Annotated in this window: 12 protein-coding genes; 7 read left to right on the forward strand and 5 right to left on the reverse strand. The window is 29.1% G+C overall.

The window, feature by feature from the left end:
• The first annotated feature begins 52 nt into the window (after positions 1-52).
• The 3 genes from IEW75_RS07155 to rlmB all read left to right on the forward strand — a co-directional run bounded on the left by IEW75_RS07155 (position 53) and on the right by rlmB (position 5,623).
• On the forward strand, positions 53-3,271 hold the full coding sequence (locus IEW75_RS07155; RefSeq protein WP_134248788.1) for a SusC/RagA family TonB-linked outer membrane protein: 3,219 nt from the start codon (positions 53-55) through the stop codon (positions 3,269-3,271).
• Between the two features lie 12 nt (positions 3,272-3,283).
• On the forward strand, positions 3,284-4,768 hold the full coding sequence (locus IEW75_RS07160) for a RagB/SusD family nutrient uptake outer membrane protein (RefSeq protein ID WP_134248787.1): 1,485 nt from the start codon (positions 3,284-3,286) through the stop codon (positions 4,766-4,768).
• A 111-nt stretch (positions 4,769-4,879) separates the two neighbouring features.
• Entirely contained in the window at positions 4,880-5,623 is a 744-nt protein-coding gene (rlmB, locus tag IEW75_RS07165) for a 23S rRNA (guanosine(2251)-2'-O)-methyltransferase RlmB (RefSeq protein WP_134248786.1), read from the forward strand.
• Positions 5,624-5,783: 160 nt separating this feature from the next.
• Here the strand turns inward: rlmB and IEW75_RS07170 are convergent, their stop codons facing one another.
• Complete coding sequence (locus IEW75_RS07170) at positions 5,784-6,449, reverse strand: rhomboid family intramembrane serine protease (protein WP_134248785.1); 666 nt, start codon at positions 6,447-6,449, stop codon at positions 5,784-5,786.
• Between the two features lie 148 nt (positions 6,450-6,597).
• On the opposite strand from IEW75_RS07170, the gene IEW75_RS07175 reads away from it, so the two are divergent.
• A complete protein-coding gene (locus IEW75_RS07175; RefSeq protein WP_134248784.1) occupies positions 6,598-7,872 on the forward strand; it encodes a replication-associated recombination protein A in 1,275 nt (424 codons plus the stop codon).
• 235 nt (positions 7,873-8,107) lie between these two features.
• Here the strand turns inward: IEW75_RS07175 and IEW75_RS07180 are convergent, their stop codons facing one another.
• Together IEW75_RS07180 and IEW75_RS07185 are read right to left on the reverse strand one after the other, a co-directional pair.
• Positions 8,108-8,989, reverse strand: coding sequence for a hypothetical protein (locus IEW75_RS07180; RefSeq protein WP_134248783.1), 882 nt, complete (start codon positions 8,987-8,989; stop codon positions 8,108-8,110).
• Positions 8,990-8,999: 10 nt separating this feature from the next.
• Positions 9,000-9,683, reverse strand: coding sequence for a YjjG family noncanonical pyrimidine nucleotidase (locus IEW75_RS07185; RefSeq protein WP_134248782.1), 684 nt, complete (start codon positions 9,681-9,683; stop codon positions 9,000-9,002).
• Between the two features lie 97 nt (positions 9,684-9,780).
• Here IEW75_RS07185 and IEW75_RS07190 point away from each other — a divergent pair, with 97 nt between their 5' ends.
• Genes IEW75_RS07190 through IEW75_RS07200 form a run of 3 tightly spaced genes read left to right on the forward strand, consistent with a single transcriptional unit; the run spans position 9,781 to position 13,320 of the window.
• On the forward strand, positions 9,781-11,085 hold the full coding sequence (locus IEW75_RS07190) for a lipopolysaccharide biosynthesis protein (protein ID WP_134248781.1): 1,305 nt from the start codon (positions 9,781-9,783) through the stop codon (positions 11,083-11,085).
• 12 nt (positions 11,086-11,097) lie between these two features.
• Complete coding sequence (locus IEW75_RS07195) at positions 11,098-12,699, forward strand: asparagine synthase C-terminal domain-containing protein (protein ID WP_134248780.1); 1,602 nt, start codon at positions 11,098-11,100, stop codon at positions 12,697-12,699.
• A 3-nt stretch (positions 12,700-12,702) separates the two neighbouring features.
• Entirely contained in the window at positions 12,703-13,320 is a 618-nt protein-coding gene (locus IEW75_RS07200) for a DapH/DapD/GlmU-related protein (RefSeq protein WP_134248779.1), read from the forward strand.
• Here IEW75_RS07200 and IEW75_RS07205 read toward each other — a convergent pair.
• Both IEW75_RS07205 and IEW75_RS07210 read right to left on the reverse strand, forming a co-directional pair.
• Positions 13,312-14,190, reverse strand: a complete 879-nt coding sequence (locus IEW75_RS07205) for a hypothetical protein (protein ID WP_134248778.1) — start codon at positions 14,188-14,190, stop codon at positions 13,312-13,314. The two genes, IEW75_RS07200 and IEW75_RS07205, sit on opposite strands and share 9 nt — an antisense overlap.
• 3 nt (positions 14,191-14,193) lie before the next feature.
• Positions 14,194-15,486 carry a polysaccharide deacetylase family protein gene (locus IEW75_RS07210; protein ID WP_134248777.1) on the reverse strand — a complete coding sequence of 431 codons (1,293 nt, stop codon included), beginning with the start codon at positions 15,484-15,486 and terminating at the stop codon, positions 14,194-14,196.
• Between the last annotated feature and the right edge of the window lie 43 nt (positions 15,487-15,529).

A 15,529-nucleotide genomic window follows, 5' to 3' on the forward strand; every position in this document is an offset into this window, starting at 1 on the left:
ATATTTTATTATATTTTTGATGTTTTTAAAATTTAATCTAAACAATTATACAATGAAAACAAAGTTTAATGGAATTTTAACGCTTTTATTAGCGCTTCTCGTGCAAGTAACTTTTGCTCAAGAAAAAACAATTTCAGGTACTGTTTCTGACGAAACGGGTCCGTTACCTGGAGTAAATGTTATTGTTAAAGGGACTAATAATGGTACCCAAACAGATTTTGATGGTAAATTCACCTTAAGAGCAACTACTGGTGATGTTATTGTTTTTAGTTATGTTGGAATGACATCACAAGAAAAAACGGTAGGAACATCAAATGTAATGAACGTAACTATGACTGGTTCTAACCTTTTAGAAGAGGTTGTTATTGTAGGTTATGGTACTACTACAAAAAAATCTTACGCAGGTACAGCCAAAACAGTTAAAAGTGAACAATTAGAAATTAAAAACGTTTCTAACGTTTCACAAGCATTATCTGGTGAGGTAGCGGGTTTAACAGTAATTAACTCTTCTGGTCAGCCTGGTTCAACTTCAACAATTCGTATTAGAGGTTATGGTTCTGTAAATGGTAACCGTGCGCCTTTGTATGTAGTTGATGGTGTTCCTTTCTCAGGAAGTATTAATTCAATTAACCCTGCAGATATTAGAACTACTACCGTTTTAAAAGATGCAACAGCAACAGCAATTTATGGTGCAAGAGGTGCAAATGGTGTAATTTTAATTACAACAAAAACAGGTACTTCTTCTGATTCATATATTGAATTAGAAGCTAAAGTTGGAATTAACGATCAAGTTATCCCCAGATATGATGTTATTACTTCTCCAGAAGAATATATTGGGTATGTATGGGAAGGTATTTACAATAGAGCTGTAGCTGAAGGTGAAGCTGACCCTACTGGTATTGCTAATACAGATTTATTTAGCTTGAATTATGTTGATCCAGGGTACAATATGTGGAATGTAACAAACGGTGGAGAATTAATCGATCCTATTACAAGACAGGTAAGACCAGGTGTTACTAGAAAATATACTCCTCAAAAGTATACTGATGCTGCCTTTGATCCTGGTTCTCGTACAGAATATAGTGTTCGTATGGGAGGTGGAAATGATAAATCTAAGCACTTCTTCTCTTTGGGATACTTAAACGATGAAGGTTATGCCATTAAAACAAATTATGAACGATATACTACTCGTTTAAATTTGACTCATGATGTTAAAGATTGGTTAGAAGTTGGTGCTAATATTGGATATGCATATTCTGAAAGTAACAACAATGGCCAAACAGATGGTTCAGAAAACGTTTTTGAATTTGCTGATAAAATGGCTCCTATTTTCCCTGTATTATTAAGAGATAATAGTGGACAATTAGTTGAAGACCCTATTTTTGGTGGTTATCAATATGATTATGGTAGTGTTTCTGGCTTCAGAGCAAGACCAAATGCAAACAACTTAAATCCAATTGCTTCCGCACTATATGATGTTGTTAGAACTAATCGTCACGAAGTAAATGGAAACTTTAATGCGAAAATAACATTTACAGACTATTTATCTTTAGAAACTCGTTATGGAGCGCAGTTCTCTACAAATAAATATAAGTCTTATGACAACCCATTCTATGGTACTGCTGTTGGTAATGGTGGTTCTTTGTATGTTTCTCAAACAGAACGTTTAACACAAAACTTCTTACAACTTTTACGATTCCAAAAAGAGTTTGGAGATCATTCTCTTGAGGCTTTATTAGCGCATGAAACGAATGAGTTCACATTTAACAATGCTACTGCATATAAAACAAAAGTTGTATTAGATGGTTTATTAGAATTAGATAACTTTGTAAACAGCACATCTAACCCAACAGGATATGAATCAGGTAGTTCAATCGAATCTTACTTCGGTCAAGTAAATTATAACTACTTACAAAAGTATTACTTTACGGGTTCTGTGCGAAGAGATGGTTCTTCTAGATTCGTTAATGAGAAATGGGGTACTTTTGGTTCGGCTGGTGCAGCTTGGATTGTATCAAGTGAAGACTTTTTTAACAATGATTTATTCCCATACTTTAAAGTGAAAGCTTCTTATGGTGTAACTGGTGACCAAGCTGGTGTAGGATATTATTCAGGGTATGATACATACAACACTGCATTTTTAGGTGGCGGATATAATATAACTCCAAATTCAAATGGTAATCCAGATTTAACTTGGGAAACTTCAAAAATGTTCCAAGGGGGTATTGAATTCTCATTAGGCGATTATATAGATGGTAACATTGATTTCTATGACAAGAGAACTGATAACTTAATTTTTGATCGTAGAGTAGGTCCTTCTCAAGGTATTGCAATTATCACTGTTAATGATGGTGAATTAAAGAACCAAGGTTTAGAATTTGATTTTACAGGTCATTTAGTAAATAAAGATGATTTTAAATTAGACTTAACCATTAACGGTGAATTAATTAAGAATGAAATTGTTACAATGCCTATTGAACCTTCAACTGGTTTACCTAGAATTTTAGATACTTCTGCTGGTGACTATGCTTATTCAACAGGAAGTTCAATTTATGAATTCTACTTAAGAGAGTGGGCAGGAGTTAACGCTGACACTGGTGCTCCACAATGGTACCAATATTTCAATGATGCAAATGGTAATGGAACTCTTGATTCTGGAGAAGAATCAATTGCTTCAATGACTGAGTATTTAAATAATAATACTGATGTTACTATAGCAAAACAAATAACTGATACATATGCTGACGCAACGGACAAGTACGTTGGAAAATCAGGTATTCCTGATTTAAGAGGTGCTTTTAGATTAAGCGGTGCTTGGAAAAACTTCAACTTCGCAACACAGTTCACTTATAGTGTTGGTGGCTATGCAATTGATTATCAATACGGAGAATTAATGAGCGATAGATTTGGGGCAGTTGGTAACAATTTCCATACTGATATTTCAGACAGATGGCAACAACCTGGAGATGTTACTGATGTTCCTCGTTTAGCTGATGCTTATGATTCAAACAGTACATCTTCTTCAACTCGTTTCTTAACTAAAACTGATTATTTTGCATTAAACAATGCAACTATTGGCTATACAGTTCCTAATAATATACTAGATAACATAGGAGTAGATACCGTTAACTTATGGGTATCTGGAGATAACTTATTTATGAATACTGCGAGAGAAGGATTCAATCCTACAACTAGTGAAAGTGGTAACTCAGGTCGTAGATTGTACGCTCCTTTAACCACACTTACTTTAGGCGTTAGAGTTAAATTTTAAATTATAAAAAAAATGAAGAAATTAATTAAAATATCATTACTTTCAGCAATCTTAATTTTTGCTGTTAGTTGTAACGAAGACTTTTTAGAAAAAGATCCTTCTGAATTTTTAACTACGGCTCAACTTCAAGATGCAGCCTCAAGAAATCCTGACATTGTTAAAGGTACTGTTACAGGAATCTATGGAACAATGGTTGAAGTAGAAACTGGTGGTACTACTGGTGCTGATGACTTTGGACACAAAAGTTATGACATATTTGGCGATATGCTTTCAGGTGATATGGCATTGTCGGTAAGTACATATGGTTGGTATAGAGCTAGTATTACTGAAATGAAGTGTACTCAAGACTTTACTTATTTAGATAACTATCAGGTATGGAGACACTATTACAGAATTGTAAGATCTGCAAACTCTGTAATAGCACAATTAGGTGGTAATGATTTTACTCCTGAATTAGTTGAAAATCAAGTTCTAATGGGGCAAGCGAAAGCTATGCGAGCTCATTCATATTTTTACTTAGCACAATATTTTCAAAAATCATATAATGCTAGTGAAGAAATTCTTCCAATGTATGATGATTTAGACGATGTAAACGGACCTAAAGTAACTGCTGGTGAAATTTATACATTAATTGAAAATGATTTAAATGATGCCATTACATTATTAGACGGATACAATAGATCTGCTAAGAATGAAGTAAATCAAGATATCGCTAAAGCTATTTTAGCATACGCTTATGGAGCAATGGGTAGAGATTCTGAAGCTAAAGTTTTAGCCGCTGAGGTTATCAATACTGGAGCTTATACTTTAATGAGTGCAAATGAAGTTTTAGGTGGATTTAATAACGTAGCTACATCAGGTTGGATGTGGGGCGTAGATCTTAATGCTGATACCGATTTAGACTTACACTCTTGGTGGGGTCAAATAGATTATTTTTCTTATAGCTATGCTGCATATGGAGATGCTAAGGCAATTGATCGAGGTTTATTTGATGCTATTCCAGCTAATGATGTAAGGAAAGAACAGTTTTATACAGGTGGTGGATATCTTGATTTAATGCCTATTAATAAGTTTTACGATGAAAATAGAGTACCTTACGGAAATACTACTACAGTTTTCGCTGACTATGTATTTATGAGAATTGCTGAGATGTACTTGTTACATGCTGAAACAGCTGCTAGATCAGGTGATGAAGGAAGTGCACGTACTTCATTAAAAGCAATATTAAGCCAAAGACTTGATGGTGATGTTTCTTATGTTGACGGTTTATCTGGACAAGCTTTATTAGACGAGATTTACCTTCAAACAAGAATTGAACTTTGGGGTGAAGGTAAAAGCTACTTAGCAATGAAAAGAAACAAAGCTACAATCGTAAGAGGGGATAACCACTTATCATTTGTTGGTGAGCAAATCAGCTATGATGATGAAAGATTAACTTTTGAAATTCCTGAATCAGAAATTCAAAACAATCCTTTTGTAAGCGATCAAAATTTATAATATTTTATAAATAACATTAAAAGGGCTCAATTTTAAAATTGAGCCTTTTTTTATTATATGTACTAATTAAGTCCTTACAAATGGTTAATTTATTTTAGCTACATTTGCAAAATGGAAAACGAAGTTTCAAAAATATTTGGTCTTAGAGCTGTTATAGAAGCAATTAATTCAGGAAAAACAATTAGTAAAGTATACCTTCAAAAAGGTTTAAACGGACCGTTGTTTTCGGAGTTAAATACACTTATAAAAAAACATAATATTTCAAACAGTTATGTTCCTATAGAAAAACTAAATAGATTTTCTAAAAACAATAACCACCAAGGTGTTGCTGCACAAATATCTCCAATAGATTTTGTTGATTTGGAGAGTTTAATAGCTACAACATTAGAAAAAAACACAACACCTTTATTCTTATTACTCGATCAAATTTCTGATGTTCGAAACTTTGGAGCAATTATAAGAACTGCCGAATGTACTGGCGTAAATGGCATTATTATTCAGAAACAAGGAAACGCGCCAATTAGTGCAGACACCATTAAAACTTCTGCAGGAGCAGCTTTTAAAATGCCGATTTGTAAAGTTGACCATATAAAAGATGCGGTTTTTCAACTGCAAGCTGAAGAAATTCAAATAGTAGCTGCTACAGAAAAAACAGACAATCTAATTTATAGCATAGACCTAACAAAACCAACTGCTATTATTATGGGATCTGAGGATAGAGGTATCAATCCTTCAATTTTAAAAATTGTAGATAATAAAGCAAAACTACCATTATTGGGAGAAATTGAGTCTTTAAATGTTTCTGTTGCCTGTGGAGCATTTTTATATGAAGCCACAAGACAGCGATTAGCATAAAGCCCTCTATAAAACAAAAGTTGACCGACTTTTAAAATTAGTTAACCAACTATTAAAATAAGTTGCCCGACTATTTTTTTTTGTTGCTCGACTTTTAAAAAAAGACGTACAACTTTTAACAGTAGTTGTAATCCTTTATATTTTTAATGTACACGATTTTTTAATCTTCTGAATAACGCTCCTCTTCGGGTGGATTAAAATTACCTTCTTCATCAAAAAGATTTTCAAATTCCTCGTTTTTAGAGAATTCGAATTGTTCAGGTTGTGGACCTAATTTTCTATAGAGAAACGCAAAAATAAAACCGACTAAAAATCCAGCCAAATGTCCTTCCCATGATATTCTATCTTCAGAAGGAAAAATATACCAAACCATTCCACCATATAAAAAAACAACAATTAAAGACAGGGCGGTAAGTCTGTAATATTTTCTAAAAATTCCACTAAAGAAAATGAAACTTACTAATAAATACACTACTCCACTTGCTCCAATATGATAAGAGGGACGTGCAAAAGACCACGTAAGTAAGCCAGAAAGAAGCAACCCAAAAAAAAGTACTTTAATTGCAATTTTGTGATAAAAATAAAACAAACTAATTAACATAACTAATAAAGGAATTGAGTTATTAAATAAGTGTTTAGCACTACCATGTATAAATGGGGAAAAGAAAATTCCTTTTAAACCACTCACCTTTTGCGGATAAATACCATATTTATTAAAGTTATAACCAAATTTTATTTCAATAAAGTATATAATCCAGAGCAAAAAAATCACAAAAATAGGAAATCCAACTACTCTTCTAGAATATTTAAAATTTTGATGTTCCATAGATTGTTTGAAATAACAAATATAAGTCCAAAATATTTTAATGCGAAATATTGTCAGTAATTCTAAATTAAATAAGAAACCATTATCCTGTAATTCTTAATTTGCATTTCATAATTAAAAAATGCAACATAATTAGTATTTTTACAACATGAATGAACCTTTAGCAGAACGCATCCGTCCAAAAACTTTAGATGACTATATTAGTCAGCAACATTTGGTTGGCAAAAACGGAGCTTTAACGCAACATATAAAAAGGGGTATTATTCCTTCATTAATTTTATGGGGACCACCAGGAATTGGAAAAACAACCTTGGCAAATATTATTGCACAAGAATCTAAAAGACCTTTTTACACACTAAGTGCCATAAGTTCTGGAGTTAAAGATGTGAGGGATGTAATTGCTAAAGCAAAACAAAGTGGTGGATTATTTACAGAGAAAAACCCTATTTTATTTATTGATGAAATACATAGATTTAGTAAATCCCAGCAAGATTCGCTATTAGGCGCGGTAGAAAAAGGCTGGGTAACATTAATTGGTGCAACAACTGAAAATCCTAGTTTTGAAGTAATTCCTGCATTACTTTCCCGTTGTCAAGTGTACATTTTAAATTCATTTAGTAAAAGTGATTTAGAAGATTTATTAGAACGTGCTTTACATACTGATAAGTTTATTTCAGAGAAAAATATAAAAATTAAAGAAACGGAAGCTTTGTTAAGAGTTTCTGGCGGTGATGCAAGAAAATTATTGAACATTTTTGAACTAGTAGTAAACTCTGAAGATGAACCAATTGTTATCACCAATGAGTTGGTACTTTCAAAAATTCAAAAAAATACGGTTCTCTATGATAAAACTGGTGAGCAACATTACGATATTATTTCTGCTTTTATAAAATCAATTAGAGGAAGTGATCCTAATGCTGCTGTATATTGGCTCGCTAGAATGATTGAAGGTGGAGAAGATGCCAAATTTATTGCCAGAAGATTATTAATTTTAGCAAGTGAAGATATTGGTAACGCAAATCCTACAGCTTTAATTATGGCAAATAATACATTCCAAGCAGTAACAACTATTGGATTTCCAGAGTCAAGGATTATTTTAAGTCAGTGTGCTGTTTATTTAGCAAGCTCACCCAAAAGTAACGCTAGTTATGAAGCCATTGGAAAGGCGCAGGCGTTGGTTAAAGAAACAGGCGACTTGTCTGTACCATTACACCTAAGAAACGCTCCTACCAAGCTAATGAAAGAATTAGATTATGGTAAAGAATATAAGTATGCACATAACTATGAAGATAATTTTGCCGAGCAAGAATTTTTACCAAATGAAATAAAAAATACTAAATTATTTGAACCTGGATCAAACCCAAGAGAAAATAACCTCAGAGCATTTTTAAAAACTAAATGGGGAAAGAAATATGAGTATTAGTTTTTAATCAAAATTCGGAATAAATTCAACTTACAACTCTAACTAATCCATGTTTTCTCTCTAAAACTTTGAAACTTTAACCCTTCTAACACAAAACTAAGATAGTAAGATTGCCACAGTCGTATTTTTCAATTTATTAAGACCCTGCTCAGTAACAGTTAAACCAACATAACTATCAAATTTGAACTTTTGTTCCTCTACCACTTTGTAACTTTAAGCATTTCACCTTTACAAACTACATTCTTTTATACACTTTTTTACCCGTATCGGTATCTACATTTAAGTTTCCATTAACATCTATTTCAACTAATTGAGGTTGTTTAAATGCACGCCATTTTATAATAAAAATAGTTGGCTTTGAAGTTTTATAGATAGTCGCAAGCTCCACATTTTCATCTCCCCCTGTAACAGAATATTCATTATCTTTTTTAGAAATACAACTTTTCCCCCAAGTATCAAATAAATAGGTTCCTTCTAACAAATATATTGCTGAAAGTTTATCTTCAGTTCTTTTAACTTCTTTTTTCATAGGAGTCGCTATATCCTTAATTTTAGTCATTTTAACTGCTTTATCAGTTTTAGCATTATCAACTTTTGGCACAACTTCTTTTATAACTGGCTTTTGAATAACTTCTAACTTCTCTGCTTCAATCTCAACGTTTTTAACTTCAGAAACATTTACTGGATTGTAACTATAATTAAGTGCTTCAATATCTTCAAAAGTTAATCTAATTGTTTCTTGATAAGCTTTTTTATAATCTTTTTCTTTAGATTTAACTTCGCCGGTAGAAAAAACAACGTTGTTATAACAATCAACCAAATCAATATTCAATTTTGTATTAAACATTCCTGATTTATCCTTAATAATTGCTTTTAGCGCCATACAACTATTACTTGCTAATTCTTTAGGAAATTTATCTGTCGAAAAAAATGTGATAAAACCAGCTCTTTCAAATAAAAATTTGGTTAAAGAATTAATTTGATAACTATCTTCACTTTTTTGAAACTCGTATTGTTTAGGAACAATTATAAATTTATAATTGTTTATATTTTTTTGAGCAAAACTTAAGTAACTACTGAAAATTAAAAAGAAGGCAATTAAAATTGATTTATTCATAAGATATTTTTTAAAGATATTTCTTTATTTCGCTTAATATGCTGACAGACTTAATACTTTCTGAGACTAGTTCTTTATTAAAATTACAAAAAATTACATCTAAACCAACATTTTTAGCTCCCATTATATCAGCTTCCCAGTTATCACCAATCATAATCGACTCGCTTGTTAAAGCATTTGCCTTATTTAAAGCGTAGTTAAATATATATGGATTTGGCTTTTTAACACCCGCATTTTCTGAAGTTATTATTTGACTAAAATAGTGATCTAACTTAGAATTTTTTAACTTTTTTGATTGTACTTCATTAAAACCATTTGTTATAATATGCATTTGGTAGTTTGGTTTAAGATAGTCTAACAGTTCATGAGTTCCTTCAAAAAGCTGATTATTATTTGGTAAATACTCAATATAATCAACAGACAAATTATCTATTAAACTACTAGTAGCATCAAATTTTATTATTTCAAAAGTATCTTTTAGTCTTCCAACTCGCAGATCTTCTTTGGTAATTTTTTCTTCTCTATATAATTTCCAATATTTTTGATTGATGCCTCTATAATAATTTAGAAATTTTTCTAAATCTATTTTTACATTGTGTTTTTTAAAAATTGTATCGAATGCAATATCAGAATTGGTTTCAAAATCCCAAAGTGTATGATCTAAGTCAAAAAATATGTGGTTGATGTGTTTCATTTATTATATATTTGAGCAAAGTAATTAAAATAGTTTTTAACTATAGAATAATTTATTCTTTTTTTCATAAAATATTATTTAATATTACTAAAACAAAATGCCTATTCAAACTTACTTTAAGGAAAAATTTAAAAATAAATTTGCAAAAAACTTCCTAACTCTTTTAACCGGTTCTGTAATTGGACAATTAATAGTCTTTTTATCAATTCCTGTATTAACAAGAATGTTTTCAAAGGAAGCTTTTGGAATTTTTACATTATTTTCATCGACAGTAATATTACTAAAAACACTTGCAACACTAAACTTTGAATTGGCTATTATATTGCCAAAAAGAGATAAAGATGCTATAAACATATTTGTATTTAACTCTCTATTAATACTGTTGTTTACGCTATTCTTAATAGTAATAATTTTTCTTTTTAAGAATAATTTAGCATCACTTCTTAACATTCAACAATTATCAAATTTAATATACCTTATACCATTAAGTGTTTTTTTAATTGGAAATATTACAGCTTTAGAATATTGGAATAATAGAAATAATACCTATAAAAATATTACTATTGGTACCATCTCGAAATCTGGAACAATGAGTTTTGTTCAATTGTTAACAGGTATTAGCAGTTTTAAATCGATTGGATTAATTCCTGGATTGATTTTTGGTCAATTTTTTAATTTTATCATATTAATTAAACTTTCTTTTAAAAGTGTATTAAGTCTAAAAAATCATATATCGATAAAAAGAATGTTTTATCTCATTTCTAAATATAGAGATATTCCTCTTTTTAACACCATTCTAACCTTTACAAATAACTTATCAAACGAATTACCTGTAATGCTTATTTCAAAATATTTTGGATTTGGAACGGCTGGTTTATATGGATTAGCTGTAAAGATTTCTAAAACACCTCCAGGAATAGTTGGACAATCAATTAGTTTAGTTTTTTTTAATGAAGCTAGTAAATTATATAATAATAATGGCGACCTTTTTAAATTATTAAAAGCAATGCAAAAAAAACTTTTTATAGCTGCCCTTTCAATATTTACCCCCATTTTTATAATTTCATATTTTTTAGATTATATTTTCGGAAATAATTGGAATGAAACTGGAGCATATGTCAGAATTCTATTACCATGGTTATTTATCATGTTTTTAAATTCACCAATTTCATCACTTATAGAAATTTTAAACAAACAAAAAATCTTTTTAATTTACGAGATAATTTTACTTGCTTCAAGGTTTTTCGCATTATATTTAGGATTTATAATATATAATGATCTTAAAATTTCGCTTATGTTTTTCTCAGGAGTTGGAGTTGTTTTTGGATTTATATGTTTTTTTTATTTTCTAAAAATAACGAAACAATCAAATATTATTGAAAATAGTGCTTACAATAATTAATTTCTCTTTTAAATGTCAAAAATATTTTTAAAAAACAATAGAGGTTTTCATTGGTATTCTAATCAGAGTATTTATATAAAAGGTAGTTTTTTTGATTCTAAAAATAATTATTATGAGAAAGAAAATTTGATTTCTTTTTTTACTAATATAAAAAGTGATGCTCAATTTATAAAGAAAATTAAAGAAATTAATGGGATTTTTACTGTATTAATTAAACTGAATAATAAAACATTAATCGCTTCAGATACAACTAGAGTTTTTCCTTTATTTTATACATTTATTAATACTGAATTATTTCTTAGCGATAATGTTGAATACCTAAAAGAAAAATTTAATCTTCAAGAAATTAACAAAAACTCATCAAATGAATTCTTAGCGTCCGGTTATACATTAGGTAATAAAACGCTATTAAATAACATATTTTGTCTTCAATCGAATGAATATATAATTTTTGCAAACAATACAATTACAAAACGAGATTTTTTCTTTTCTTATGCAACTAAGAAAGTTAACAATTCTGAATATTCAAAATTAAGAAAGCAAGCTATTGAAGCTTTCGAAAACACTTTTAATCGCTTAATTGTTTCATTAAATAATAGAACCGTAGTTATTCCCTTAAGTGGTGGCTACGATTCTCGTCTAATTGTACTAATGTTAAAAAAACACAATTATAAAAATGTTATTTGCTTTACTTATGGCAAAAAAAATAATTTAGAACTACACAATTCCAAAAAAGTTGCAAGTGAATTAGGTTATAAATGGATTTATGTTGAGTATACGAACGAGCTAATTGAAAACTATATTGGATCAGAAAAATTTAAAAAATTTGCACATTTTACGTGTAACTATATTTCAATGCCTTCTTTACAAGATTATTTTGCTGTTAAGTACCTTTCTGAAAATAATCTTATACCATCAGATTCAATTTTTATACCTGGACATTCGGGCGATTTTTTGGGTGGCAGTCAATTTTTAAAAGTTATCCCTGAAAATTTAAAATCTTCTGAAATCCCAAATTTAATTTTAAAAGAAAAATTTAATCACAATAAAATCTCAAACAAATCAAAAGAAGCAATTAAAAATACAGTAAAAGAATTACTATTAGATTTTGATAGAAATTATCAAAACAACATACATTATTCGGTCTTTGAAGATTTTGATATTAAAGAAAAGATCACAAAAATTATTTTTAAAGATTCTTTAGGATATATATATTGTGGGTATGAACATCGATTTCCATATTGGGACAAAGAACTTCTATCTTTTTTTAAAAATGTACCAATTGAATATAAAAAAATGAAGTTTTTATATGATGACATCTTAAAAAACTATTATTTTGAACAATACAATTTAAAGTTTGATAAAGAATTACAACCGAATTTACTTCAAATTTATTCTCAAAAAATTAAAGAGATTATTAAATTAATTTTTCCAAAATTTATTATTAATCATTTTTTAAGAAAAAACGACTGGTTAAATTCTCAAACTATAACAGGTGAAATGGTGAAATCTCTTAAAAAAAATAACTTACATTATAATACAAATATTAAAACGTTCAATGATGTTAATATTCAATGGTATCTCTACTTTGTTAAAAACTTGATTAAAAAATAATTTATGAGAAAAACAACTTTAATAGATAAAATTGACTTTCTGCTTTTTGGTTGGTTTATTAATTTTTTCTACCCTGAATATTACAGACCTAAATATGGCTATACTAGGTATTATATTTTGTTTTTCCATTATTTAATCCCTCAAAAGTTATTTAGATTAAACCCAAAAGTAAAATGGCCCGTTCATTTTACATCTAAAGTAATAGATCATCTAAATATTACAAAAGGTATATTATGTGATCCGGGAGATAACTTAAGTAACTATATACAAGCAACAAATGGAATACATTTTGGATCAAATATTGAATTAGGACCTGGTGTTAAAATTATTTCATCAAATCATAACATTAATAATTTTAGAAATCAAATAGAAAGTAATCCCATAAAAATTGGAAATAATGTTTGGGTTGGAGCCAATACTGTTATTTTACCAAGCGTAAAAATTGGCGATAATGTTGTTATTGGAGCAGGAAGCATTGTAATTAAAGACATTCCTTCAAACTCTATTGCTGTTGGTAACCCCTGTAAAGTTGTTAAAATCAAAGATGAGTATCTAGAAGATTTTTCAACAATTATATTTAATAAAAAAATCCCAGAAATTTATTCCGAATTTCTAAAATAGATGGAAACTTTTTTCAAAGCTAAAATATTCTTCTTCTATCGCACCAAAACTTCTATAAAAACTAGCAATACCATCAATCATTGAACCTTCAAAATCTAATACTAAATTACAATTTGAATGTTCTTCAATTATTTCATTTACTACTTGGCTTATTATTTGATCTTTCTTTCCAATTTCTGTAGCTACAGAAAATAAATATGTAATTCTTGACTTATCTTTCAATAAAAATGAACCACCCAAAAACTGATTGTTATTTGTATAAACACCTAAAAGAAAACCATTATTATTATTTTTAATTGAAATCGACAATTCTTTTAACTTTGAATAATCTTCTTCTTTAATTTTTAAATAAGAATAATACTTTTTTCCTGCGTAAACTAAATCTTCAATATTGATTTTTCTTACAATATAATTTTTACTTTTAACTTGTTTAAGCCTATCTTTCCTATCCTTTCTATACCCCTTATAAATCTCTTCATATGGTTTATTCAATGGCAAAATGTAATTCACTCTTTCAGTTACATTTTGCAATTGAAATTTATTGTCTGAATTAAATTGAATTGTAACCTTCTTAAACTTTTTTGGAATGACATTTATAAAATCCAGCACTAATTTTTCTGAAATTTCATTTGGCGAAAAAACTCCCAATTGCTGTATCCAAGCTGGTGGGTAAATATATTTGATAAAATATTTTTGTCGCCAAGGCAACGGCATTACAGCATCATAATCATTTAAAACCAATACGTCCCAATTATCTGAAACACAATCTAGATACCAACTAAAAGCATAAATACGTGTGTTTATGGAAGCCTCAATGCAAGCATCGTATTTAGCAATATCAATTTCGTTTTGTTTGAAATATCGAATCATTATTTAACTCAACATTTCTTTATAGATAGCACCCCAACCCTTCCACTTCTCATTTTCACTTAAAGTTTCATTATGAAATATACTAATAAAAGTACCATCAACTTTTTGTACTTCATTTTTTAAATCTATTATTTTTTGGAGACTTTCTTTATTTGAGAGTTCCATAGAATCTTTTAATGAAGTATCCATTAAAGCAAAAGGAAATAACTTTAAGGGAGTTTTAATTTCAAAATCTAAATCGTAAAAATAAAAAGGGGTACACGTGCTTGCCCTAAAACCAACATGTTTAGCATAGCCCATAGTATAATCTTCTTGGATATCTAGATCAATTAAATTTCGATAGGTTTCTGGAATAATTAATCTTAAAAAGTGCTGTCTGGAAAATACAATTGGAGTGTTTATGATACCTTCTAATCGCAATTTTTCTTTTTTCCTTTTTTCATCATTTTTTAATGAAAAATAGGATGGTTTAAAACCAATTTTAGCATAATCTGCCACAGATTTTATTAATGATCTAAATTTATTATTTGAAAAAGAAATGTTTTTATCAAACGTGGTATAATCTCCAATTAAAAAGAAAAATAACGTTGGTACATTATATTCTTTTTTAATATCTAATAATTTAGAAAATGTGTTGTAGTGGTCTTCTCTTAAGTTTAAATTTGTTAATAAACGATGCCACATATTTACAAATCTAAAACTAAAAATATCTAAAAAATAACCCCCTAAAGACCTCATAACCCCTTTATGCTTGTAGGCAAAAGCAGTATCTACATCTATTGTTGAAATTAATTTAAAATTCCTTTTTTTGTAGTTATAAGTTGGAAATTTTTCTTTTAAATGTTCTAGAAATTTGTATGCCCAAATATCAACTAATGGCTTCTCTAAAAAATTATTTTTAAAGGCTAAACTCTCTTCAACTGGAAAACGTTCGTGCATATCTTGCACATGTGGTAAGTATTCTTCATACCTACTTATTAAATAAAAACTAGCGGCAAAAATATCAAAAGGAATACTTGATGCTTCTCCTGCAGGAAAAAAACACGGAACAGTTTCCCAATTTAAAATATTAATATCAATATCATTTATACCTTGATCAAATAATAGATCGTGACTTCTAATAAAAAATTCTGACCCTAAGGGAGATTTAGAATAGGTTATTTTTGGACCATTATGTGCTACAAACTCATCTACTTTAGTTGAAAAAACTACTGGTATTTGTAAAATTCTAACAAAAAAATGCTTAAAAATATAATTTAACCTTGGTGTAACTTTATGTGTATAAACTAAGAGCATTTTTTAATTGATGGCTAAGGGTTGTTGATTATTAATTGTTTGC

Source organism: Lutibacter litoralis (genome assembly GCF_014646675.1).
GTDB lineage: Bacteria > Bacteroidota > Bacteroidia > Flavobacteriales > Flavobacteriaceae > Lutibacter > Lutibacter litoralis.

What these genes read in the sequence shown, in the direction of transcription:
- IEW75_RS07155 (WP_134248788.1), top strand. Translation starts at nt 53, where the DNA reads ATGAAAACAAAGTTTAATGGAATTTTAACGCTTTTATTAGCGCTTCTC.
- IEW75_RS07160 (WP_134248787.1), top strand. Translation starts at nt 3,284, where the DNA reads ATGAAGAAATTAATTAAAATATCATTACTTTCAGCAATCTTAATTTTT.
- rlmB (WP_134248786.1), top strand. Translation starts at nt 4,880, where the DNA reads ATGGAAAACGAAGTTTCAAAAATATTTGGTCTTAGAGCTGTTATAGAA.
- IEW75_RS07170 (WP_134248785.1), bottom strand. Translation starts at nt 6,449, where the DNA reads ATGGAACATCAAAATTTTAAATATTCTAGAAGAGTAGTTGGATTTCCT.
- IEW75_RS07175 (WP_134248784.1), top strand. Translation starts at nt 6,598, where the DNA reads ATGAATGAACCTTTAGCAGAACGCATCCGTCCAAAAACTTTAGATGAC.
- IEW75_RS07180 (WP_134248783.1), bottom strand. Translation starts at nt 8,989, where the DNA reads ATGAATAAATCAATTTTAATTGCCTTCTTTTTAATTTTCAGTAGTTAC.
- IEW75_RS07185 (WP_134248782.1), bottom strand. Translation starts at nt 9,683, where the DNA reads ATGAAACACATCAACCACATATTTTTTGACTTAGATCATACACTTTGG.
- IEW75_RS07190 (WP_134248781.1), top strand. Translation starts at nt 9,781, where the DNA reads ATGCCTATTCAAACTTACTTTAAGGAAAAATTTAAAAATAAATTTGCA.
- IEW75_RS07195 (WP_134248780.1), top strand. Translation starts at nt 11,098, where the DNA reads ATGTCAAAAATATTTTTAAAAAACAATAGAGGTTTTCATTGGTATTCT.
- IEW75_RS07200 (WP_134248779.1), top strand. Translation starts at nt 12,703, where the DNA reads ATGAGAAAAACAACTTTAATAGATAAAATTGACTTTCTGCTTTTTGGT.
- IEW75_RS07205 (WP_134248778.1), bottom strand. Translation starts at nt 14,190, where the DNA reads ATGATTCGATATTTCAAACAAAACGAAATTGATATTGCTAAATACGAT.
- IEW75_RS07210 (WP_134248777.1), bottom strand. Translation starts at nt 15,486, where the DNA reads ATGCTCTTAGTTTATACACATAAAGTTACACCAAGGTTAAATTATATT.